Here is a 23,110-nt window from a genome sequence, read left to right on the forward strand (position 1 = left end):
CCCTCCTAAAATAGTCCTGTTATTCTTCCATTTTCATCTACATCTATCTTTTCTGCTGCAGGAACTTTAGGAAGTCCAGGCATCTTCATAATACTTCCTGTTATTGCTACTATAAAACCAGCACCTGCTGACACATAAACTTCTCTTACAGTTATTTTAAATCCTTCTGGTCTTCCAAGTTTAGTTGCATCATCACTTAATGAATATTGTGTCTTTGCCATACAAATTGGTAAGTTTCCAAAACCTAATTTTTCAAGTTCACCTATCTGTTTTTCTGCATCAGATGTAAATAAAGCATCATCTGCACCGTAAATTCTTCTTGCTATTGTCTTTATCTTTTCCTTAATTGGAATATCAAGCTCATATGCAAAGTTCATACTACTGTTCTTTTCTTCTATTAGTCTTAAAACTTCCTGTGCAACTTCTATTCCACCTTCTCCTCCCTTTGCCCAAACTTCTGAAACCTTTACATTGACACCAAGGGCACCGCATCTTTCTTTAACAAGTTCTATCTCTTCTTCTGTATCAGTCGGAAATCTATTTAAGGCAACCACTGCTGGTAAATTAAACACCTTTGTAATATTTTCAACGTGCTTTAATAGGTTTGGAACTCCCTTCTCTAAGGCCTCTAAGTTCTTTTCTCCTAACTTTTCCTTTGAAACTCCTCCATTATATTTAAGGGCCCTTACTGTTGCAACTATTACAACAGCACTTGGTTCAAGTCCAGCCATTCTGCACTTTATATCTATAAACTTTTCAGCACCTAAATCAGCACCAAAACCAGCCTCTGTTACAACATAATCAGCCAAATGTAGTGCCATCTTTGTTGCCATTATTGAATTGCACCCGTGGGCAATATTTGCAAAGGGTCCTCCGTGTACAAAGGCAGGTGTTTTCCCAAGCGTTTGAACTAAATTAGGCTTAAGGGCGTCTTTAAGAAGGGCTGCCATTGCACCCTGTGCCTTTAAATCACCTGCAGTAACGGGTTTTCCGTCTCTTGTATATGCAACTACTATTCTTGCCAGTCTTTCCTTTAGGTCGTTTATGTCCTTTGATAGGCAGAAAATAGCCATAACTTCTGATGCAACAGTTATATCAAATCCGTCCTCCCTTGGAACACCATTAACCTTTCCTCCAAGGCCACTTACAATAAACCTTAGTTGCCTATCGTTCATATCAACACATCTTCTCCAGGTAATCCTTCTTTGGTCAATATTTAATTCATTACCTTGGTATATATGATTATCAAGCATAGCTGCAAGTAAATTATTTGCCGCACCTATTGCGTGGAAATCTCCTGTGAAGTGAAGATTGATATCTTCCATAGGAACAACCTGTGAATATCCTCCCCTGCTGCTCCTCCCTTTATTCCAAAAACAGGTCCAAGAGATGGTTCTCGAAGTGCAACTGCTGTTCTTTTACCAAGACAAGTTAAAGCATCCGCAACTCCTATTGAAGTTGTTGTTTTTCCTTCTCCTGCAGGAGTTGGATTTATTGCTGTAACTAAAATAAGCTTCCCGTTTCTGCTTGGCTTATTTTTCAATATGTTATAATCCACCTTAGCCTTATACTTTCCGTACAGTTCAAGCTCATCTTCTGTAATATCAAGCTTTTTGCAATTTCTCTAATGTCTGAAAGCTTTGCCTCCTGTGCGATTTCAATATCCGTTTTAAACATACAAGCCCTCCTTTTATTTATATTACATAAATAAAGATACCGCCTACTCTCTATAAAATATATTCTACACTATTTGTTTGTATCCTTCTACAGTAATGTTTATAATATTCTAAAAATCAAAAATAAAAAAACCAGGTTAATGGAACATTGTGGAAAATGTCACATTCACCTGGGTGGCACTTTGGCGGAGAGAGTGGGATTTGAACCCACGGTACGGTCTCCCGTACGCACGATTTCGAGTCGTGTGCATTAGACCTCTCTGCCATCTCTCCATCTAAATTATATGATAAATGTATTGCTTTTTAATGTCAACATATTATATTTAGTTAACTTGTATTAATTTTATAGCCTTGATATAATTTTTATATCGATATTCGATAACGGTTTTAGATAGGAGTGATTTTATTGGACAATAAAATATTACGCAAGCTTTTCCTTGGTTTTATCGAAATACACATACTTCATCACGCAAAAAGAAACCCTTTTATGGTTCTTGGATGATTGAAGAACTTAAACACCACGGATATGAAATTAGCCCTGGAACATTGTATCCTATACTTCACTCACTTTGTAAAGAGGGCCTTTTAAGTGTAGAAGAACAAAATGTAAAGGGTAAGATCAGAAAATACTACTCTATAACTAAAGATGGTGAAGAAGTGCTTAAAAGGGCAAAAGAAAAGGCATTAGAACTTATTAATGAGATAGGAGGATAAAAAGATGTTTGAAATAAAAGGTATTAGGTATAAAGACATACTGGAAATTGAACACCTTATAATAAGAAAAACTCTATTGTAAGTATTGTAGGGGAAAGTGGTAGTGGAAAAACAACCCTGCTTAAAATGCTAAATAATATAATTAGTCCCGATAAAGGTGAAATATTTTTCGATGGAAAGGAACTAAACCAATTCAACCCAATAGATTTAAGGAGAAAAGTTGTTATGCTTCCTCAAACTCCTGTTATTTATAAGGGAAGTATACTTGAAAATATTTTGATTGGTAAAATCTTTTCAAAGTCCTATGATTATAATCTTGAAGAGATACAAAGTCTATTAGAAAAATTTAATTTAAATAAAGACCTTAACGCTCCTGCTGAAAACTTGTCTGGCGGAGAAAAACAAAGAATATGCTTAATTAGGGTACTTATAATGAACCCAGAAGTTATACTTTTAGATGAACCTACCTCAGCATTAGATGAAAATACTGAAGATACTGTTATTAATTATGTAGTTGATTATATAAAGAAAAACAACAAGACTCTTATTATGGTAACCCACTCTAAAGAGATAGCAAAAAATATTCAGACCATATTGTTGAAATAAATAAAAGGAGATGATTTATTTGAACGGTGCTATAAAACTTTCTGTATTACAAGTAATATCTGCCTACGTATTTATCCTAATACTTCTTTTAATAGTTAGAAGAAGGGGTTTAAATAGAGAAAAGGAAATAATAATCTCTACAACAAGAATGACTCTACAATTGATTTTAACTGGTTACATCCTAACCTATATATTTAAAAATCCAAATCCATTTTTAACTGTAATTATTATATTTGTTATGGAAGTATTCGCTATACAAAACATAATTAAACGTACTAAAGCAAGACTTTCAAGGGAACTAAAAAAGGTAATAATTTTTTCTATGTCAAGCGGTACATTGTTTACTCTATTTTATTTTATTTTTATTGTTATAAATATTACGCCTTGGTATAACCCCCAATACTTTATACCTCTTGCTGGTATGATAATTGGTAATTCAATGACAGGAATAAGTCTTGGAATAAATAAATTAGTAGATGGATTTAAAAAACAAGTAGATTTAATTGAAAACTCTTTAATGCTGGGTGCAACTCCTAAGGATGCTTGTAAGCCGATAATAGACAATGCCTTCGACTCTGCCATATTACCTACTATTAATTCAATGGTTGGTATGGGAATCGTATTTTTACCTGGTATGATGACAGGGCAAATACTGTCTGGTTCATCTCCCTAATTGCTATAGAATACCAAATTGCAATTATGCTTGGCATTTTAGGAAGTGTATCAATTTGCGTTATTGTATTTTTAATGCTTGGATATAAAACATTTTTCAATAATAGAATGCAAATTAAAAGAGAGGAACTATAGCCCTCTCTTTTTTCTAAAAAGTCACTTAAAAGAGCAGCACACTCCTCCTCAAGGACTCCTCCTACAACCTCTATTCTATGGTTTAGCCTCTCATCACAGGCTATATTATATAAAGTCCCGCAGGCTCCAAACCTTTTGTCATAGGCTCCAAACACCAGCCTCTTTATTCTGCTGTTTACAAGAGCTCCTGCACACATAACACAGGGCTCTAAAGTTACATATATCTCACAGTCAATCAGCCTCCATCCACCTAAGTTTTTACAGGCCTCCTTTATTGCAATTATTTCAGCGTGTGCTGTTGAATCCTTTAAAGTCTCCCTTAAATTATGACCTCTACCAATAATCTTTCCATCTTTAACAACTACAGCACCAACGGGTACCTCGTCTAAAATCAGGCACTTTTTGCTTCCTTTAAAGCCTCCTGCATAAAATTCTCCATAAAATCACCCAAGGATATTATAAATTATATTGTAAATTAAATAAATATAATTATTTGGATAATCACTTTACTTTGATAACATTTTTCTGTTAATATATAATTAATAAACATAAGGGGTGGTTATATGTGTTATTTTATATTTACTGTAACAAATAATACTATAGGTGAAGATGTAATAAAAAGAAACGAACAAAATAGCCTTTATGTACAAGACGTAACTAACTTAGTTGAAATTAAAGATAAGAATTTATATCATATTAGCAACGGCCACTGTGCCTGCGATATTGCAGTAAGTCCACATAGGTTAATTGAAAATGTTAAGGATGTACTTAAAAATACAAAAGAAGACTTCAATTTTATAATAATCGATAGTGAATACGACGATGTTGAACCTCTACTTGAAGAAAATAAAGATTTTAAAAACTTTTTATCTAAATTTGAACTAAGAGAAATTAGCTTTGATGAATTTATTGAAAAATATCCCCGTGAAATAAAATTTGATACTCTCTACAAAATAAAGCGATAAGCTGCTGCTTATCGCTTTATTTTAAACCTCTTTTTGAAAAGATATTTCTAAACTGGGAAAACACATCTACAACATCATAGACAGCCGATACTATGTCATCAACAGTTGCTGCAACTTCATTTACACTTGATACAATATCTCCTACCTCATCACCCTTTGAGCCAATGCTCTCAGCAATTTTATTAACATTATCAACAAGTTTAGGTAGAGTATTTAGTGTATTATCTATGTTGTTCTTATTTGTGTCTAATATATTATTAACCTTGTCCGCCATTGAAGATAGCTTTTTCAAAGTTGTCACTAAATAGTATGTAGCAAAAACTACTGCAACTATTCCAACTACTGCAAGTATATCACTTAAAGTAATAGTTAAAGTTAAACTACTCATATATTATTCTCCCTCTTTTTCCTCTTCATTGTTGCAACAGTCTTCTCCACCACAGCAACAGTCCATATCGTCTTCACAGCAGCAATCAAAATCCTCCAAGCATTCTTCACCTTCACAACAGCAGTTTGTCTTAACAACCTTTGATTTTACATTTTCTGCAACTTCCTTTGCCTTATCAAAAGCCTCCTTTGCACCTTCCTTTAAGTCCTCTCTTGTTTCTTTACCTGACTTTGGTGCAAATAATATACCTGAAATTGCCCCAAGTGCTGCACCTATTGCCACACCTGCTGCAAGACCTTTTCTTAAACTCTTTCTTGCTCTCTTTTCTCCTCTTAAATCAATATCAAACCTTTTCATAATATCAACCTCCTTTTGTCATATTATACCACATAGTTCAAAAAGTAAACTATTTCGACAAAAATAATTCTTTTACACAAAAGAACTTAATATATGTAATCAATACAATGTAAACTTCAAGAAATGGTAAGTTTGATGAACCTGTAAGATATAGATTTAATGACAAATTTTATCTTGAAATACTTAACCTTTATGTTGACTTTAAATCAATAGAAGAAATTTTATGTTAAAAAGTCTATTTTTTACATTTTGTTCATTAGAAATAATGTAAAGAATTCTTGACTAACATTAAAATAAAAAGACTATGAATAATCACAGTCTTTAAGTAAGCGTCAAAATTTTAGCACCTACAACTTTTATAAAAAGGCATTAAAATATCCTAGTAAGGCAAATAAGCTTTACTAGGATTAATTTATTTCTTATCTTTAATTTTCATATCTTCAGGTATTTTATGAGACCAAGGCATAAGATTACCTAAGCTATCGCTATCTTGCATATCTATTTTTGATAGGTTATCAAACAAATAGACTAAATACTTTTCTACAACTATATTGTTAGCCTTGGCAGTTTCAATAATACTATATATAATAGCACTAGATGTTGCACCTTTTGCTGTATTTGCAAACAAAAAGTTTTTTCTACCTATTACAAAAGGTTTGATAGCTCTTTCTGCTGCATTATTATCAATTTCTAAAGAACCATCAAGCAATACATTCTTTAGTCCAGGTAAATGTTTTTTAGCGTAGTCTAGTGCTTTGCCTAATGGACTTCTTGGAAGAGCATTAGGTATTTCTCTTTCAACATAATCTATAAATTCATCTAATAGCGGAGCTAATTTTTCAACTCGTATTTTATATCTAATTTCATAATAGTTTTCATCACTTGAATAAGATTCTCGTAATTCTTTTTCAAGTTTATAAATTTGCTCACAAAAATTAAACCCTATTATAGCTCTAGAGTCCTTTAGGGCTTCCTCATCCAGCTCTGCAATTATATTATAAAAGTGTCTTCTTATATGAGCTAAGCAGTACACTCTTGTAGCATTTGAAACAGAGTTATAGCCACTATAACCATCTGTTTGAAGATACCCACTAAAATCTCCTAAGAAATTTTTAGGGCAAGAGCTTGAACAGGTATTTTGATAATCATACAAAATTACAGGCTTTGAATTAGTATTACTCATATATAACCACATATATTTTTTAGATTTAGACTCTGTACCATTATCATTAATTACAGTTAGAGTAGTTTCATCTGCATGAATATAATTTCTACTTAACAATTCTTTTTCATGTGGTTATATATTGGTTCTAGAGCTTTGGCTGCCGCCATAGTCCAGTTTGATAGAGTTTGCCTTGAAAGTGTGGCTCCCATCATATCAAAATATGTTTCCTGCCTGTAAAGTGGTATAGCATGTTGATATTTTAAAGTAAGAGTATGTGCAACCAATTCATGTGAAGCCATGCTGTTGTAAAAAATAGTCTTTGGAGCTTCCGTTGAAATTATATTACTTTCGCCTGTTTCTTTTTCACAAGCTTTACAAGCGTAGCTGTATGTTATATGTTCTTCAACTATAAGTTTAGCTGGAACATACTTTATAATTTCCTTTCTAGATTTAACACCAATTTCAACAAGATCTTCACCACATTCTTTGCATTTAAGGTCTTCGCCTTCTAATTTATGTTCAATAACTACTCTTTCTAAATTTGCAAGATTATCTTTTTACCTGTACTGTTATTTCTCTTAGCTCTTCTATATGTAATTTCTTCTAAAGTAGGTTCTTCTGCTTTTGAATCACTATGTTTTTCAACCTCGTTAAAAAGAGATAGTTGGTTAGCATCTACTTGTTCACTAGATGTTCCAAATATCTTTTTATTCTTATTTGATATAATAGACTTTAAAAATTCTATTTCATTTTTAAGATTTTTTATTTCTTCATCTTTTTGACTTAATTCCTTTGATTTCGCATTGATTTCTTCTTCCATCTTTTCTATTAATGCTTTTGTAGTATCATCTATTTCATTAGTTAAAATTTCGTGATTCATCGTAAAGTACCTCTTTAGAATTTATTTTATAAATTAATTATATCATAAAAGTCCTTGGAAATAAAGGTTTCTCAAGGACTTTTTATGTTCTATTAAAAATAATTACTTGGTTTTATAGGTTTAAATTTAGATACTGTTCTTACTTCGTAACCTTTTAAAAGCCAACGTAATTCTTCTATATTAACTTTTAATGCTTCTTGTGGATTAGATGGCCATTTAAAGCGATTAGCTTCTAAACGATAATAATATAACCAAAAACCTTCGTCAAAATGGAGAATCTTTAATTTATCCATTTGTCTGTTACAAAAACAAATAATGCTTTTTCAAATGGGTCTAGCTTCAATTGACTTTGGACTATCATTACTAGACCATCTATACTTTTTCTTAAATCCGTAAAGCCGCAGGCAAGATAAACTGTTTGTACTTTATCTATGTTTAGCATGATATAGATAATTCCTTTATTATTTTAGATATTAGATTGACTTCATCAGAAGGAATGATTACAGTTACATTACCTACGGTAATTTTTACTTCTTTTGATAATTTAGCAGTTTCTTTTGCTCATCTTGTATAGCTAATGGAATAGCGTGAAATACAACGTCTTTTCTATCATTTGATTCTTCCTTTTGCAATCTTTTTCTATGGTAATAGAATTGTGTTTTACAAATGTCATTTTCTATACAAAAATCCTTTACTGTTATTGAACCATTATATGATTCAAATTTCTTTATATATTCTTCCCATTTAGCATGACTCATTCTTTTACCCATAAATTACCTCCCATTAATAATATTTGCTTTTATTCTATCAATGGGAGGATGAGATATCTAGGTACTTAATTTTTGACGCTTACGTCTTTAATTATTGGAAGCCTTTGAATGCCAAAGATTGAGATTCCACTTTTCAACTAGGTAGCATCTACTAATTATTAGGAGACGATATGAAGTTTCTACTCTTGTGATCGATAAATATTATTTTTGTTTTCCTCCAAATATACAATATAAATTACTATATTCCTGATTTCGTTTAAGTTTAATATCAACTTCAATTTGATCTTTTAATAACTTAATTACACCCGTTCCAGAATTTCCCCATCCATCTTCATTAAAACTAAAAATTCCTTCTCCTTTGTCATTAAATATCACTTTAAAATCTTCTGTATTTGCAACGTGTGTAGCATTTTTATCAAATAAAGAATAAAAATTAACAATTGCTGTATTATCACTAACAAACTTTATACTAAATACGTCCAACCCATCCTTACTAACCCATTCTCCATTGTATTTCTTATAATCTATATCATTACCTTTGTTGACTTTTTCAGAAACTTGTTCATTTTTTTCATTATTTTTATCTTGTATTTTATTTTCATTTATTTGTTCATCAAAAAAATATCGATTTTTATATTGCCTGTAAAGTTATTACCAACACATTTTATAATTGCATTTCCATAAACAGGAATAGATATATTTCCTTCTTGTGAATCTTTAAATAAATCTATAACATTATCATCTCTTGTTACTAATATAACTCGTACACTTCCACTCTTAACACTTGATTTATAATTTATATTAATATTATTTTCCTTTGTTAACGAATAAATATTTAACATATTTATAATTCCAGTTAAATCATTATAATTTATATCTACTCCTTTAAAGTTAAAATTATAATTTATATCTGATAAAATAAATTTTTCTACTGATGTATTTACAACATTGAAATCATCTTTTTTACATCCTTACTATTAAAATTTACCATTTTACAGCTACTTAAGTTTAGAAAAATAATTAAAATTCCTACTAAAACTTTTAATTTCTTCATATTATTTTTCACCTTTTGTTATTATTGTTGATAAAAATTTTTGAATGTATCTACTATTTTAATACTATTTTAATAAAAACTATATTAATTCAAGGAATCTAATATATCTTGAGGAATATTTTTATCAATATCTTTTGGCATATAAACTCCCTCTTCAAATCCCCACTTGGAAGATTTATTTTTACTGTTGGTAATTTTAATTTCAATCCTTTGTTCAATAAAATCTACAATAACATATCCAGAATTTCCCCAACCATCATCTTGATACTTTGATTCTACTTTATTATTAATAATTTCCCTTGAACTTTTATCTTAGCAAGTAAATCAATCTTTTTATTCACTACTTTTATACGATAAATATTCCCCAAAGCATAGTTATCCTTAACATTAATCTTATTTATGAAATATTCTCCATCTCCTAAGTATTTAGCTATTTTTTCTTCTTCCTTTATTTCTTCAGATTGTTGTTTTTGTATTGGTTCTAAGCATAGAATATCTATTTTAATATTTCCAGTAAAATTATCACCTATGCATTTTATGACTGTATTATCATTTATTATAGACTTTATACTTCCTTCTTTAGAACCTGTTAATAATTCAGTAGTTTTATTATTATCTACCATAACAACCTTAACATTACCACTTTTTACAGTAGATTTATATTTTATTTCAACCTTTTTATCTTTTTAATAGAATACAAATTTAGCATATTTATAATGCCATTTAAATCTTTATAATTTATATCTACTCCTTTAAAGTTAAAGTTATGATTTATATCTTGCAAGCTAAAATTTTCTATAAACGTACTTATATTGTCTATTTTATTGAAACTATGTAAATCTTTTTCTTTAAAACCATATAATTTACACCCTGTTAAAGTAACTAATAAGAGGCTTAATATTGTTGTATAAAGTATTTTATATTTTATTTTCATTGCTTATCACCTATAAAACATTTTTTCATACCTTCATTTATTTTATTTGTTCTTAAATAACATATTCTACATTTTAGTTTTAATTCCTTCTAAGCTAAGATTACAATAATAGAGAATACTATATTTTTGTGTATAAAAATTCTATATAGTGTTGTCATTATCCCCTCTTCAACTAAATTATTCAAAAATAAAAGTCCTTGAAACTTAACGATTTCAAGGACTTTTATGGTGCACCTGACACGATTCGAACGTGCGACACACGGTTTAGGAAACCGTTGCTCTATCCTGCTGAGCTACAGGTGCATATTCTATTTTGATTATAGTACCATAAGTTTTCTTTGTCAACTGCAAAAAATAGGGATATCCCCTAAACTACCTTTCTATTTTGATATTTTTTCTGATACATTACTATATACTCATCCAATTCTTGACTTATTTTAACTATTTCGTCATTGGTTACATAGTCATTTTCCTTTAACTTCCTATCAAGCAACTCCTTTAGTTTATCAATTTTTAATCGCAGGTTCCTCATACCGACTCAACCCCTTTTTTTAAAGAGTCGGCCTCTTTAAAAGTTTTTATTTTCTTGTTGTTTTAAGTATACACAATTTTGTATATTTTTTCAATAAAAGTGAGATATTTTAGTAACTAAATTTATTTCATTAATTATGAAATTTATCCTTCATTTTTTGATATTATTGATAATTTATTGTATAATAGATATATAATCTAAAAAGGAGTGGGGAATGTGAGAGTTAATATAACCGAAACAATACTTAGAGACGCTAATCAATCTTTAATTGCAACAAGACTACCCTATAAGGACTCTGAAGCTTCACTTGAACTACTTGATTCTGCAGGATATTATTCTTTAGAAGCTTGGGGTGGTGCAACATTTGATTCGTGTCTTAGATTTTTAAATGAAGACCCTTGGGACAGACTTAGAAATATAAGAAAGAGAGTTAAAAACACAAAACTACAAATGCTTCTTAGAGGGCAAAACCTTTTAGGATATAAACACTATCCTGATGATGTTGTTAGGGAATTTATAAAAAGGCTATACATAATGGTATAGACATAATAAGAATATTTGATGCACTTAATGACTTTAGAAATATTGAGGTTTGCGTTGATGAAGTTTTAAAACAAGGTGGACACGCTCAAGGAACAATTGCCTATACAATAAGCCCAATTCACAACACAGAAAACTATATAAAACTTGCAAAGGAACTTGAATCAATGGGTGTACACTCAATATGTATTAAAGATATGGCAGGGATAATGGGACCAAAGGACGCCTATGAGCTCGTTTCTGCACTTAAAAATACTGTTAAACTTCCAGTTGTTTTACACACCCACAGCACAACAGGCCTTGCACCACTAACTTACCTTAAGGCAGTTGAGGCTGGAGTTGACTGCATAGATACTGCAATAAGTTCCTTCTCAGGTGGAACAAGCCAACCTGCAACAGAGTCCATCCACTATGCCCTAAAGGAACTTGGATATGAAACCGGTCTTAACGAAAAAACATTAAAGGAAATAAACGATCACTTTAAAAGGTTAAGGACAAATTTGTAGAGTCAGGACAGCTAAACCCATTTGTACTTGGAACAGATACAGACGCCCTTGTTTATCAAGTGCCTGGAGGAATGCTTTCAAACCTTATATCACAACTTAAAGAACAAAAGGCTCTTCATAAACTTGATGAAGTTTTATCAGAGGTTCCAAAGGTGCGTGAAGATTTAGGTTTCCCTCCACTTGTTACTCCAATGAGCCAAATGGTAGGAACTCAAGCCGCACTTAATGTACTACAGGGAGAAAGATACAAGATAGTTTTAAAGGAAGTTAAAGCATATATAAAGGGCGAGTACGGAAAGGCACCTGGTGAGATAAACCAAGATTTAATAAAGAAGGTATTAGGTGATGAAAAACCATTAACAATCAGGTTTGCAGATATGTTGGAGCCAGCCTTTGAAAAAACTAAGGAACAAATAAAGGAGTTTGCAAAAACAGATGAAGATGTTCTATCATACCTTCTTTTCCCACAGGTTGCAGAAAAGTTTTTAAGAAATAAATACTCTGATAAACCAAAAGAAAGAACAATATCCTTTACAATTGAAGCAGTATAAAAGGTGGCATAATGCCACCTTTTATAATAAATCTACATATTGCCCAAATACCCAACCATCATTTATTTTAAACCACCCATCCTCCATTGTATAAACATCTATTTGTTCTCCATACTTCAAAACCCTAACAATAGGGTATTTAGTAGATGGGCCACTTCTTACATTTAATCCAGCCCTTGCATTAACCCTACCCTTTCTTGACTCAACAATTTGAACTCCTATATCCTCACCAATACCCTTTGCAATACATAGTGCGATTTTTTTCTGATTATTTACATCAGAAAGTATTCTCTCCTCATTCAGATTACTTATAAAGGCTATTTCTACTAAGCAGGCAGGCATTTTTGTATATTTTAAGACATAGAAATCTGCTGTCTTTACTCCCCTGTTTCTAAAGCCCATTGTAGTTACAATTTGGTTTAAAATCTTCTCTGCCATATTCTTTGCTTTGCTTGTAGTTTTATAAACAAAAACCTCACTTCCATTTGCACTTCTATTTTCTGCTGCATTACAATGTATGCTTATAAAAAATCTGCCCCACTTTCATTTGCTATTTTTACTCTATTGCCTAAACTTTCATTACTATTATTTCCAAGTCTCGTATCAGTGGTTCTTGTATAAACAACTTCGATGCCATTTAGTTTTAAAATATCTCCTAAAAAAAGTGCTACATTCAAATTCACATCCTTTTCCCTTAGAAAGTTTGGGCCAACAGCACCAGTATCTCCTCCACCGTGTCCAGCATCTATACATATTTTCATAATTATCCCCCTTATACAATATATTCACTATATAAATAGTTGTCTCAATAAAAATTTACATAAAAAGGGAGCATCCGAAGACACTCCCTTTTTTGTTTTTGATTAGGTTATTACTTACCAGCAAGATTTCTTTCGTAAGCCTCAACCATCTTCTTAACCATATAGCCACCTACTGTTCCACATTCCTTAGAAGTCATATTTCCCCAGTAACCTCCATCTGGAACCTTAACACCTACTTCATTAGCTACTTCATATTTGAATTGGTTAAGAGCTTTCTTTGCTTCTGGTACAACCTTTTGATTTTTACCTGTTGTATTCATTCTATTCACCTCCTGTTTTGTTCTGTTACTATTAATTTAACCAAATAGCAGTTATATATTCAGGGAATTAGGTGAAGGGTTGTATTTTTATATTCAAAAATACTTTTTTGTTAAATAAAAATAACTTTTTAATATTCTGAATATTATTTATTTTAACCTTAATATGATACTATAATTTAATTAATAGGGTCTTTATTTAATTAATTAAATTGGAGGGGTTTATATGGCAACAAAAAAATAGCTATTCTAACAGGCGGTGGGGATTGTCCAGGTCTTAACGCTGTTATTCGTGCAGTTACAAGAACCGCAATTTTAAAATATGGATATGAGGTTATAGGGTATAAATATGGTTATAGGGGACTGTATAAAAATGATTTTATTCCATTGACATTAGATACTGTTTCAGGAATACTCCATAAGGGTGGAACTATACTTTACAGCTCAAATAAGGACAACCTATTTGATTATGCAGTTGAGGAAAATGGAAAAATTGTTAAAAAGGACGTTTCAGATGTTGCAGTTGAAAATCTTAAAAGGAAAATGTAGATGTTCTTGTTGTAATAGGCGGAGATGGAACACTAACAAGTGCCCGCGACTTTTCAAGAAAGGGTGTTAATGTTATTGGTATACCAAAAACAATAGATAACGACCTATATTCAACAGACCTAACCTTCGGATTCTACTCAGCTATTGACGTCGCAACGGATGCACTTGATAGACTACATACAACAGCAGAGTCCCATCACAGAATTATGATTCTTGAGGTTATGGGAAGAAATGCAGGTTGGATTGCTCTATACTCTGGTATTGCAGGTTCTGCTGATGTTATATTAATACCAGAAATACCCTACAGCATAGAAAGAGTTGTAGAAAAGATTGAGCAAAGAAAAGCACAAGGCAAACCCTTTAGCATTATAGTTATTGCAGAGGGTGCAAAACCAAAGGATGGAAGTGTTGTGATTAGCAAAATTGTAGAGGACAGTCCAGACCCTGTAAGACTTGGCGGAATAGGTAATAAGCTTGCAAGCGATTTGGAAAAATTAATAAAGAGCAATGAAATAAGATGTACAGTACTCGGACATATACAAAGAGGAGGAAATACATCAACCTTTGATAGAATTCTTTCAACAAGATATGGAGTTGCTGCAGTTGAGCTTATCCATCAAGAAAAGTTTGGAAATATGGTGTGCCTAAAGGGTGATACAATAACCTACGACTCTCTTAGAAAATGTTATAGGTAAAACTAAAAATGTAGATACAAACAGTGAACTTGTACAAGTTGCTCGCTCAATAGGAATAAGCTTTGGAGACTAATCTCCAAAGCTTATTTATATACCTAAAATCATTGTTGCACAGGTGAAATATACTATTAAGGCAACAGCATCAACTATTGTTGTTATAAGTGGACTTGCCATAATGGCTGGATCAAGCTTAAGTTTTCTTGCAATTATCGGTAGAACTCCTCCTACAATCTTAGCAAGCATAATTGTGATAAATAATGTTATTGTTACTGTTAATGAAACTTTAAAATTAATCTTTTCTATAAAGTAAATTCTTAAAAAGTTAATAAAGGATAGTACAATTCCAACTAAAAAGATACTTTTAGTTCCTTAAAAACAACCTTAAAAAGTCCTTTGTTTTAATCTCATCAAGTGCAAGTCCTCTAATTACAAGTGTTGAAGATTGCGAACCTGCATTCCCACCTGTATCCATAAGCATTGGTATAAAGGCTGCTAAAATTGCAACTGATTGAAGAACCTCTTCATATCTTTGAATTATCCTTCCTGTAAAGGTTGCTGAAATCATAAGAATTAAAAGCCACGCTATTCTGTTTTTAGCAAGAGAAAAACGCTTGCATCAAGATATTCAATATCGGTAGGTTCCATACCTGCCATCTTTTGAAAATCTTCTGTGTTTTCCTGTTCGATAACATCCACAATATCGTCAATTGTTATTATTCCAACCAATCTTTCTTCCTTATCTAAAACTGGAATTGCTATAAAGTCATACTTTTTAAACAGGCTTGCTACCATCTCTTGGTCATCGTGGGTGTGAACATATATAACGTCTGTATTCATTATATCTTCTACTTTTTCATCTTCATTGCTAATAACTAACTTTCTTAATGAAACTATACCCTCAAGCTTTCTACTTCTATCTGTAACATAACAAGTATAAATAGTTTCCTTTTCTAAACCTGTCTTTTTTATATGTTGAATTGCTTCCTTTACTGTCATATCCTTATGCAAATCAACATACTCTATTGTCATTAGGCTTCCTGCAGAATTCTCTGGATAATTTAAAAACTGATTTATTAATGCTCTTTCTTCTTCCTTTGCATTTTTTAATATCTTTTTACAACATAAGCTGGCATCTCTTCAATAAAGTCAATCATATCGTCAAAAACATCTCATTCATTATGTGTTCTATTTCTTTATCTGTAATTGAATTTATAATATTTTTTGCTGTTCATTTGAAAGATAGGAAAATACATCAACGGCCAAGTCCTTTGGAAGAAGCCTAAATAGTATAACTGCTTCGCTTATATCTACTTCTTCTAATATATCTGCTATATTTACTTCATTTAACTCCATAAGCTCATTTCTAAGTTCTTTGTAGTTTTTGTCTTTTAATAGTTGTCTAATTCTTTCATTCATTCTGACCCCTCCTTTTAGAAGAGCCAATATCCAAAGTGATGAATATGGCTCTTTTTTATTAAGTTTTTATAATCCGGAAAAGGACTACCAGAATCCATACCCATCACTCCCTTCTTAAAAATAATAAGTATTTTTACTTAAACCTTATAAAAATAAATATTATATTTATTATCATTTCCTAATAAATAAAAATCTCTACTCAACAGTAGAGAAATTAATCATTTCTTTATTGTTGAGCTTTAGCACTACAAAGCGTAGACTCATTGTCAGCTACGTTAGAAATAACCTTCACGATTATTTCTGTTGACCCATTGGAATCTCTCGATTTTTCTGGGCAGTAGCATATATCTTTGTAGGAGCCTCACCTAACAATATATTTAATTTTATCTATAGCATATTATAATATACATTGCATAATAATGCTACTATTTTATTGTAAAATTAACATTATTGTTTGCCATAGAACTTAACAAAAATATTTAATACAGTAAATCAAAAGAGCATAACTAACACTCTTTCAAATCCTATTTGACTATTGAAAATACCACCATCATATATTTTAAACTTTTATGTTAAATCAACTTTAAATAGAAAAAAATGATTTTATATTATATAATAGTTTATTATGAAAGTTTAAAGGAGAACTTTTGCTTATGTATAAATCAGATAAAAACTACCTATCATTTTGTATTTACAATTATTCCCGATATATATTTTTAAAAATTGAAAATGAATATGAAAACTATCTAAGTAGATTCAATATAACTTTGCCCCAGCTTAGATGTTTATGGATAATAAAAAGTTTTCCTAAAATTTCGGTTTCTAAAATATCTAAAATAGGATGTTGGTCTGTTCCTACTGTTACTAATATGCTTAAACTTTTGGAAGAAAAAAATATATAAAAAAGAAAAGCTAAATAACAAACAGTTTTCTATCACAGTTACGCACTTAGGGGACGATTTAATAAAAAAACACGAATAAGTAATAATACACTTCTTCCAATAATACAATTAAAAAATTTTTTAGATGAGGTATCTATAGATAAACTAATTGATTTTTACTCTAACATTTTAAATAAGGAACAAGTTGATATAACACTCAAATATACTGAGTGTTTAAATAATTATTCTTTTAAAATAGATATAAACTCATTTGAGGATTGTGAAAAAATATAATAAAAAAATCATTGTTCTTTATAATCTCATAAGGGTATTTGTTTTAAGTATTCAAAAAGAACATACATTATATCTAAAAATTTAGATTTAACTTACCCTCAAATTAGAGCCCTAAAACTAATTGAAGCATTCCCTTATATTAATTCTTTAGAGCTCAGTCAATTAGGCTTCTGGTCACATTCGACAGCAAACCTTATAGCAAAAATTTATATAAAAAGGACTGATAAACAAAATTAAGGCTAATGTAAAGAATACAATTGAACTGTCAATTACACAAAAAGGTGAAAATTTAATTAGAAAAGATATTGCTGAAAACATAGGTAAAATAAGCTATATAAAAACCCTAATTAAATCTGATATAGACGATTTAATCAGGGTTTATGAATTACTGAATAAAATAGCTAAGGAATTTAATATTGATATAATAAATGATATCGCTCATAAAACATACTCTTTATATTCTTTGCATTAATTTTAAAAGACCATATATTATTGCCTGTGGTGATGGTGGACAACCTGGTATATATAAATCTACAGGTAATATTTTATTTAGGCTTTCACAATTAGCATATGTGTCTTTAAATATTCCGCCATCACAAGCACAAGAACCAACTGCTATAACAAGCCTTGGCTGAGGCATAGCATAGTATGTTTTAATCAGAGCATCCTTCATATTAAGTGGAACTGGTCCTGTAACAACTATACCATCCGAATGCCTTGGGGATGCTGCAAAATTTACTCCATACTTAGAAATAGAATAAAAATTGTTTGTTGTCGCTGATAGTTCAAGCATACAGGCATTACAAGAACCTGTATCTACTGAACGAAGTATTAAGGAACGATTAAACTTTTTATATATCTCTTCTCTTAATTTGTCTCCTATCTCTGCTATTTTATAGTTGTGAGTGTTTTTGAGAGCATCATATTGACACACATCTATACAATTTCCACAGTATATACAACCTTTACTATCAATAGTTATTTTTTCATTCTCTATCTTTATAGCATCAACTATGCAATGTTTTATACAATCTTTACAAAGTTTGCATTTACTATAATCAACCTCTATCTTTCCGTATGAATTTTCATTTTCATATAAAGGATTTCTAACTGTTTCTTTACCATATTTAATTCTATCTAATAAAATATTCATAATCATCCCTACCTATCGTTTTCAGAATATGACATATTGAAACTTTTGTTACATAATGGAAAATCGGGAACTATTTCTCCCAATACTGCATAAGTCAATCCATTCCAATTTGTAAAGGAAGGTGTTTTAAAGTAAATTCTTTCAAATCTATTGTCCTCTCCTACCTTTCCATATACAACAAGTTCACCTTTAACAGTTTCCACTGAAACTAAAGCTTCTTTACCCTCAGGTAACTGTATATTTACTCTTTGCTTTCTAACTTCATCAACTTTGCTACATAATGTCTTTATGAAATTGATTGCATCTCTAATTTCTGAAATTTTAACCTTATATCTTTCAAATACTCCACCTATTGTTTCAAAATTGATATCCTTTTTATCTCTTTATACATTTCATAAGGAAAACTTAATCTTACATCATACTTTATTCCTGAGGCCCTTCCAACTACTCCTGTCAAAAGAAGTTTTTGCTACTTCATTTTCAACAATACCAGTTATCTCAACTCTATCCAAAAATGAAACAGAATTTAATGTCATATCTACAATAGCTTCAAATCTTTCTTCAACATTTTCTATAGTTTCTAATATAGTACTTATTTTTTCTTTAGTTAAATCTATGTTTATACCTCCAGGTATTATTGTATTTCTCAAAAATCTACTTCCTGATATTTTTTCATTTAACTGATGTATTAATTCAGAAAGATAACTAAATTTCTTTGCTGGATAGCTATAACCAACATCTACACATATTCCTGCTATATCATCTAAAAAATTATATATTCTTTCAAGCTCTAATAATATTGTTCTAACAACCTTTATATCATCTGCTACACCAAACTCAAGCAGCTTTTCTATTAAAAGTGCATATGCTTCACTATATGCAACAGATGATTCACCTGCAACTCTCTCAAATACCAGATTTAACTTATCTGCTGATACATTTTCACAAAGTTTCTCTATTCCCCTGTGTTTATACATAAGTCTTATTTCAAGATTTTCAATATCTTCCCCTATTACACTAAATCTAAAATGCCCTGGTTCAATTATTCCTGCGTGAACAGGCCCAACAGGTATTTGATATGCCCCATCACCACTTATTTCCTTAAATCTGTATTCCTGTATTTCATAGCTATCCTTAACCTTATCTTTAAATTTAAAATCTTTTCTAAGTGGATATACATTGTCCTGCCATATTTCGTGTTTAACAATATTTCTGGTGTCTTTACCTCCATTAATTTTAAGTCCAAACAAATCAGAAATCTCTCTTTCAAAAAGTTCACTTTGATATGCCAATCCTTGAAGAGAAACTATATCTTCATCTGTTTTATATCTTAAAATTACATAGTAGCCATTTTTTCTGTTATTTAAAACTACATTAATTATGAAATTTTCTACGTTGTCAACACAAAACTCAGCAACAAAATAGAGTTTAAACTTTAAAAACATACTATTGACTACATCTCTAATATTTTCCTTTTCAACATCTATATAAATTTCATTTTTATTTTTAACTTGGAGCTTGTATTCATTTTGAAGTTCTTTTATTAAATCTTTGAAACGCATAACCTCACATCCTTAAAAACCAATTATTTTTGTTGATTTTTCTATTATGTTATATATATATCCATTAAAAAGGCAGAAACAAATACCACAAAAACCAATGTTATTATAAGCGGAACAATATTGTTTCCATCTTCTTCTAATTTAACAACTTCTACATCATTTTGTTTTGTATATATCATCTTCATAAATGCAACTAAAAAACCTGCAAATACAATTAAAAGACATAAAGCATATATAATAGTTGCAATAAAATGTCCACTTTTTATTCCTGAAATCAAAATATAATATTCACTGAAAAACGATGCAAAAGGAGGTGCCCCTGTTATAATAAGCATTCCTAATATTAAAAAGGCTGAATTAATTGGCATAAACTTAAATAGATAATGTATCTTATCTATTCTTTTTGTTTTATAGTTCTCTAAAATATTACCTGCTACCAAAAATAAAAGTGTTTTCCCAAAAGCGTGTATTATAGAATGAAGTACTGCTGCAAATAATCCAAAATATCCTCCAAAACCAATTCCTAAAGAAATGATACCTATATTTTCTACCGATGAAAAAGCCAGAAGTCTTTTGTAATTGTTTTGTTTTAAAATACTAAAAGATGAAATAAATAAAGATAATACACCAAATATAACAAACAGCTTATTGAAATTTTGTAGATTATCTATGTTTTTAATTATTACATAGAATCTAACAACTACATATAAAGCAAGATTTAATAAAATTCCTGACATCATTGCACTAATTGGAGATGGTGCCTCACTATGGCCATCAGAAAGCCAGGTATGCATTGGAGCAAATCCTGCTTTTGTTCCTATACCAACGAAAATTAATGTAAAAGCTATTTTTGTAATTGTGATATCAAATGTTGAATAGTGCTTTGATAGGTATGTCCAGTTTAAGTTTTCCATAGTAACATTACTACCTGTAGAGTAAATTAATAAAATTATTCCTACAAGTCCTATTGTTATACCTACTGAACATAATATTATGTATTTCCACGCAGCTTCTAAAGATAGTTTGTCTCCATTAAATCCTATTAAAAATGCTGTAGCTAAAGTTGTTGCCTCTAAGGATATCCACATAATCATTACATTATTGGCAAATGATATTAAATACATAGAAAAAACAAACAAATTAAATAAAATATAAAAAATTTTAGCTTTTTTAATTGAAATAATTTGATGCTTTACTTCATTTAATATATATTTATAAGAATAAATTGACGAAACTAATGTAACCCCTGAAATAATAAACAATTGAACAGTTGAATATGAATCTAAAAATAATATCTTTTCAAGATAAAATAATGTATCAAAGGACTCTACCTTTATTACTAATAAAATACAAGCAATAAAATTAATTATAGAAACAGATATATTTATACAAGATATTGTTTTTATATCTTTAATTAAAAACGAAATTAATGTTGAAAGTGCAATCAATCCAAAAATTAACCATAGTTCCATTCAATCACCTGCTTATTCCTTTATATTTGATAGATAATCTGTATTTATAGAATCAAATGATTTATTTATGTTAAAAACCATAACACCCATTATAAGTGAAAGTATTAAAACCTCTAAAAAATTCCAAATTCTATTGCTAAATTCATTTGAACTGTTGAAAGTTCTATTAGTACAATACCATTTTCTACAGTTAAAAAACCTATCATTTGATTTATTGCCTTTTTTCTTGTTATAAGAATAAATGTACCAAACAGTATTAATACTAAACCTGTTTTAATCAAATCTTGCCTGAAATTTTTTAAAAGCATTAGAGCAATAACAACAAAAATTGAAGAAAATATATATGACCAATATCCATTTATAATCATATTCATCTCTCTTGCAGTCTTTAGCTTATTAATTGACTTATTCATAATTATTGGTATAACTATTGCTTTAATCAGTATGGTCAACATACCTAATGCATAATAGTGTGCTTCATTTGTCTCATATCCAAGAAAGAAACATATAAAAGCAATTGATAGTGACTGTATCATAAATGTACCTGTCATAAGCTTAAGTCGTCTAAAACCAGACATTGCAACAGTTGAAAGAAGGGTTAAAGTTATAAGTAGATTCATTTTTATCGCTCCTTACAGATTAAAATAAAGCATTGCAATTGAAATTATAGATAATGAAAATGCTGAAGCTAAAAGTTCTGGTACTTTAAATAGTCTGAACTTTGCTATACTTGTTCTAATTATTGCTATAACAAATAGTACCACTATCATTTTTAGTATATATATAACTATTGATATAAATATTGAATAAATACTAATTGAAGTTGCAATTCCAAATGGTAAAAATAAATTAATTAGTAATGTTGCAAAGACAATAAATTTTATTGATGAAGCAAGTTCAATAAAAGCTAAATTTCTTCCAGATATATCAAGTATCATTGCTTCGTGTACCATTGTAAGCTCAAGATGTGTTTCAGGATTATCAACTGGCATTCTTGCATTTTCAGCTAAAACTAATATAAAAAATGACGCTAAGGCTAAAATATGTGCAACCGTAATATCCGTATTACTTATTGCATAGCTTATCTTAAATACATTAAAATTATTGGATTCAAAATATAAAACGCTAAGTGTAAGAAGCATAACAGGTTCTGCAAACAATGATATAAAACTCTCTCTGCTGCTTCCCATTCCACCAAATGTACTTGCACAATCAAGACCAATCAATGTTGTTATTATTTTAATTACTGCCAGCATAAATATAACTAAAAATACATTTCCAAAATTTATAATATTATTTGTATAGAAAACAGGAACTAATAAACTTATAACTATTGAAAAAGCCAAACAAATGGATGGCCCAAATATACTAACAAATGAACTACTATTTGATACAACCATTCCTTTATTAAATAGCCTTTTTATGTCGTAGTAGGGTTGGGTAATTTTTGCTCCCTGATATCCTCTAATAAAAGCCTTCATTCTTTTTAATATGCCTACAAATAAAGGAGTTATAATTAATAGAAACAAACTCTGCAAAACAATTAAAACATAATCCAACAAAAT

Annotated in this window: 24 protein-coding genes, 2 tRNA genes, 8 pseudogenes and 1 riboswitch; of the genes and pseudogenes, 8 read left to right on the forward strand and 26 right to left on the reverse strand. The window is 30.1% G+C overall.

The genetic code is table 11. The annotated features are described in order from the left end of the window. Window positions 1-5: 5 nt before the first annotated feature. Both PL321_RS06645 and PL321_RS06650 read right to left on the reverse strand, forming a co-directional pair. Window positions 6-1,677 (reverse strand): annotated as a pseudogene (locus PL321_RS06645) (formate--tetrahydrofolate ligase). A 182-nt stretch (window positions 1,678-1,859) separates the two neighbouring features. After that, window positions 1,860-1,949, reverse strand: a tRNA-Ser gene (locus PL321_RS06650). 133 nt (window positions 1,950-2,082) lie between these two features. Here PL321_RS06650 and PL321_RS06655 point away from each other — a divergent pair. From PL321_RS06655 to PL321_RS19760, 4 genes and pseudogenes are all read left to right on the forward strand, one after another. Continuing rightward, window positions 2,083-2,390 (forward strand): annotated as a pseudogene (locus PL321_RS06655) (PadR family transcriptional regulator). 126 nt (window positions 2,391-2,516) lie between these two features. Next, window positions 2,517-2,996 carry an ABC transporter ATP-binding protein gene (locus tag PL321_RS06660; protein ID WP_337960983.1) on the forward strand — a complete coding sequence of 160 codons (480 nt, stop codon included), beginning with the start codon at window positions 2,517-2,519 and terminating at the stop codon, window positions 2,994-2,996. 19 nt (window positions 2,997-3,015) lie between these two features. Beyond that, window positions 3,016-3,669, forward strand: coding sequence for an ABC transporter permease (locus PL321_RS06665; protein ID WP_337960984.1), 654 nt, complete (start codon window positions 3,016-3,018; stop codon window positions 3,667-3,669). A 26-nt stretch (window positions 3,670-3,695) separates the two neighbouring features. Further along, window positions 3,696-3,803 (forward strand): hypothetical protein, encoded by a 108-nt coding sequence (locus PL321_RS19760; RefSeq protein ID WP_337960985.1) that lies wholly within the window; start codon window positions 3,696-3,698, stop codon window positions 3,801-3,803. Between the two features lie 62 nt (window positions 3,804-3,865). Here PL321_RS19760 and PL321_RS06670 read toward each other — a convergent pair. Next, window positions 3,866-4,198: pseudogene (locus PL321_RS06670) on the reverse strand (nucleoside deaminase); the annotation flags it as partial. Between the two features lie 168 nt (window positions 4,199-4,366). On the opposite strand from PL321_RS06670, the gene PL321_RS06675 reads away from it, so the two are divergent. Continuing rightward, window positions 4,367-4,768 carry a hypothetical protein gene (locus tag PL321_RS06675; RefSeq protein WP_273963950.1) on the forward strand — a complete coding sequence of 134 codons (402 nt, stop codon included), beginning with the start codon at window positions 4,367-4,369 and terminating at the stop codon, window positions 4,766-4,768. Window positions 4,769-4,784: 16 nt separating this feature from the next. Here PL321_RS06675 and PL321_RS06680 read toward each other — a convergent pair whose 3' ends face one another. From PL321_RS06680 to PL321_RS06740, 12 genes and pseudogenes are all read right to left on the reverse strand, one after another. Then, window positions 4,785-5,156: a DUF948 domain-containing protein gene (locus tag PL321_RS06680; protein WP_273963951.1), complete on the reverse strand. Its 372-nt coding sequence runs from the start codon at window positions 5,154-5,156 to the stop codon at window positions 4,785-4,787. A gap of 3 nt (window positions 5,157-5,159) precedes the next feature. Beyond that, window positions 5,160-5,513 carry a YtxH domain-containing protein gene (locus PL321_RS06685; RefSeq protein ID WP_273963952.1) on the reverse strand — a complete coding sequence of 118 codons (354 nt, stop codon included), beginning with the start codon at window positions 5,511-5,513 and terminating at the stop codon, window positions 5,160-5,162. Between the two features lie 432 nt (window positions 5,514-5,945). Then, window positions 5,946-7,202 (reverse strand): annotated as a pseudogene (locus tag PL321_RS06690) (IS66 family transposase). An 11-nt stretch (window positions 7,203-7,213) separates the two neighbouring features. Beyond that, on the reverse strand, window positions 7,214-7,558 hold the full coding sequence (locus tag PL321_RS06700) for a transposase (RefSeq protein WP_273963954.1): 345 nt from the start codon (window positions 7,556-7,558) through the stop codon (window positions 7,214-7,216). A 92-nt stretch (window positions 7,559-7,650) separates the two neighbouring features. Further along, a complete protein-coding gene (gene tnpB, locus PL321_RS06705; protein WP_337961109.1) occupies window positions 7,651-7,875 on the reverse strand; it encodes an IS66 family insertion sequence element accessory protein TnpB in 225 nt (74 codons plus the stop codon). 210 nt (window positions 7,876-8,085) lie between these two features. Continuing rightward, window positions 8,086-8,328, reverse strand: coding sequence for an IS66 family insertion sequence element accessory protein TnpA (gene tnpA, locus PL321_RS06710; protein WP_273963008.1), 243 nt, complete (start codon window positions 8,326-8,328; stop codon window positions 8,086-8,088). A gap of 201 nt (window positions 8,329-8,529) precedes the next feature. Continuing rightward, window positions 8,530-8,811, reverse strand: a complete 282-nt coding sequence (locus tag PL321_RS06715; RefSeq protein WP_273963955.1) for a hypothetical protein — start codon at window positions 8,809-8,811, stop codon at window positions 8,530-8,532. Between the two features lie 119 nt (window positions 8,812-8,930). Further along, window positions 8,931-9,170 carry a hypothetical protein gene (locus tag PL321_RS06720; protein WP_273963956.1) on the reverse strand — a complete coding sequence of 80 codons (240 nt, stop codon included), beginning with the start codon at window positions 9,168-9,170 and terminating at the stop codon, window positions 8,931-8,933. Between the two features lie 487 nt (window positions 9,171-9,657). After that, on the reverse strand, window positions 9,658-10,005 hold the full coding sequence (locus PL321_RS06725; RefSeq protein ID WP_273963957.1) for a hypothetical protein: 348 nt from the start codon (window positions 10,003-10,005) through the stop codon (window positions 9,658-9,660). Between the two features lie 41 nt (window positions 10,006-10,046). Continuing rightward, complete coding sequence (locus PL321_RS06730) at window positions 10,047-10,316, reverse strand: hypothetical protein (protein ID WP_273963958.1); 270 nt, start codon at window positions 10,314-10,316, stop codon at window positions 10,047-10,049. A 226-nt stretch (window positions 10,317-10,542) separates the two neighbouring features. Continuing rightward, a tRNA-Arg gene (locus PL321_RS06735) sits at window positions 10,543-10,619 on the reverse strand. Between the two features lie 64 nt (window positions 10,620-10,683). Beyond that, window positions 10,684-10,848, reverse strand: a complete 165-nt coding sequence (locus PL321_RS06740) for an aspartyl-phosphate phosphatase Spo0E family protein (protein WP_273963959.1) — start codon at window positions 10,846-10,848, stop codon at window positions 10,684-10,686. A 216-nt stretch (window positions 10,849-11,064) separates the two neighbouring features. Between PL321_RS06740 and PL321_RS06745 the strand changes: the two are divergent. Then, window positions 11,065-12,445, forward strand: a pseudogene (locus PL321_RS06745) (oxaloacetate decarboxylase subunit alpha). Between the two features lie 21 nt (window positions 12,446-12,466). On the opposite strand, the gene PL321_RS21115 reads toward PL321_RS06745, so the two are convergent. The 3 genes and pseudogenes from PL321_RS21115 to PL321_RS06760 form a co-directional block, all read right to left on the reverse strand. Continuing rightward, entirely contained in the window at window positions 12,467-12,757 is a 291-nt protein-coding gene (locus tag PL321_RS21115) for an SH3 domain-containing protein (RefSeq protein WP_443110754.1), read from the reverse strand. Next, window positions 12,737-13,206, reverse strand: a pseudogene (locus PL321_RS21120) (N-acetylmuramoyl-L-alanine amidase family protein); the annotation flags it as partial. The gene PL321_RS21115 and the pseudogene PL321_RS21120, both read right to left, overlap by 21 nt. Window positions 13,207-13,316: 110 nt before the next feature. Further along, the gene (locus PL321_RS06760) at window positions 13,317-13,526 is read right to left on the reverse strand and encodes an alpha/beta-type small acid-soluble spore protein (RefSeq protein ID WP_027309403.1); all 210 of its coding nucleotides are present in this window, start codon (window positions 13,524-13,526) and stop codon (window positions 13,317-13,319) included. Window positions 13,527-13,763: 237 nt separating this feature from the next. Here PL321_RS06760 and PL321_RS06765 point away from each other — a divergent pair. After that, window positions 13,764-14,840: pseudogene (locus tag PL321_RS06765) on the forward strand (6-phosphofructokinase). A gap of 14 nt (window positions 14,841-14,854) precedes the next feature. Here PL321_RS06765 and mgtE read toward each other — a convergent pair. Continuing rightward, a pseudogene (gene mgtE, locus PL321_RS06770) lies at window positions 14,855-16,183 on the reverse strand (magnesium transporter). Between the two features lie 217 nt (window positions 16,184-16,400). Beyond that, window positions 16,401-16,563: riboswitch (M-box (ykoK) riboswitch) on the reverse strand. A gap of 273 nt (window positions 16,564-16,836) precedes the next feature. On the opposite strand from mgtE, the gene PL321_RS21125 reads away from it, so the two are divergent. Beyond that, window positions 16,837-17,085 (forward strand): MarR family transcriptional regulator, encoded by a 249-nt coding sequence (locus tag PL321_RS21125; RefSeq protein WP_443110696.1) that lies wholly within the window; start codon window positions 16,837-16,839, stop codon window positions 17,083-17,085. A 727-nt stretch (window positions 17,086-17,812) separates the two neighbouring features. Here the strand turns inward: PL321_RS21125 and nuoB are convergent. The 7 genes from nuoB to PL321_RS06800 all read right to left on the reverse strand — a co-directional run bounded on the left by nuoB (window position 17,813) and on the right by PL321_RS06800 (window position 23,104). Beyond that, window positions 17,813-18,511 carry an NADH-quinone oxidoreductase subunit NuoB gene (gene nuoB, locus PL321_RS06775; RefSeq protein WP_273963962.1) on the reverse strand — a complete coding sequence of 233 codons (699 nt, stop codon included), beginning with the start codon at window positions 18,509-18,511 and terminating at the stop codon, window positions 17,813-17,815. 8 nt (window positions 18,512-18,519) lie between these two features. Then, on the reverse strand, window positions 18,520-18,879 hold the full coding sequence (locus tag PL321_RS19765) for a hypothetical protein (protein WP_337961111.1): 360 nt from the start codon (window positions 18,877-18,879) through the stop codon (window positions 18,520-18,522). Further along, window positions 18,861-18,968 carry a hypothetical protein gene (locus PL321_RS19770; RefSeq protein WP_337960986.1) on the reverse strand — a complete coding sequence of 36 codons (108 nt, stop codon included), beginning with the start codon at window positions 18,966-18,968 and terminating at the stop codon, window positions 18,861-18,863. Before PL321_RS19770 ends, PL321_RS19765 begins: the two co-directional genes overlap by 19 nt. Then, a complete protein-coding gene (locus PL321_RS06785; RefSeq protein ID WP_273963963.1) occupies window positions 18,928-20,073 on the reverse strand; it encodes an NADH-quinone oxidoreductase subunit C in 1,146 nt (381 codons plus the stop codon). Before PL321_RS06785 ends, PL321_RS19770 begins: the two co-directional genes overlap by 41 nt. Before the next feature lie 44 nt (window positions 20,074-20,117). Then, window positions 20,118-21,545 (reverse strand): proton-conducting transporter transmembrane domain-containing protein, encoded by a 1,428-nt coding sequence (locus PL321_RS06790; RefSeq protein ID WP_273963964.1) that lies wholly within the window; start codon window positions 21,543-21,545, stop codon window positions 20,118-20,120. A 113-nt stretch (window positions 21,546-21,658) separates the two neighbouring features. Continuing rightward, window positions 21,659-22,165, reverse strand: a complete 507-nt coding sequence (locus tag PL321_RS06795; RefSeq protein WP_273963965.1) for a hydrogenase — start codon at window positions 22,163-22,165, stop codon at window positions 21,659-21,661. Window positions 22,166-22,177: 12 nt separating this feature from the next. Beyond that, complete coding sequence (locus PL321_RS06800; RefSeq protein WP_273963966.1) at window positions 22,178-23,104, reverse strand: respiratory chain complex I subunit 1 family protein; 927 nt, start codon at window positions 23,102-23,104, stop codon at window positions 22,178-22,180. Between the last annotated feature and the right edge of the window lie 6 nt (window positions 23,105-23,110).

This window comes from Caloramator sp. mosi_1, assembly GCF_028622835.1.
GTDB lineage: Bacteria > Bacillota > Clostridia > Clostridiales > Caloramatoraceae > Thermobrachium.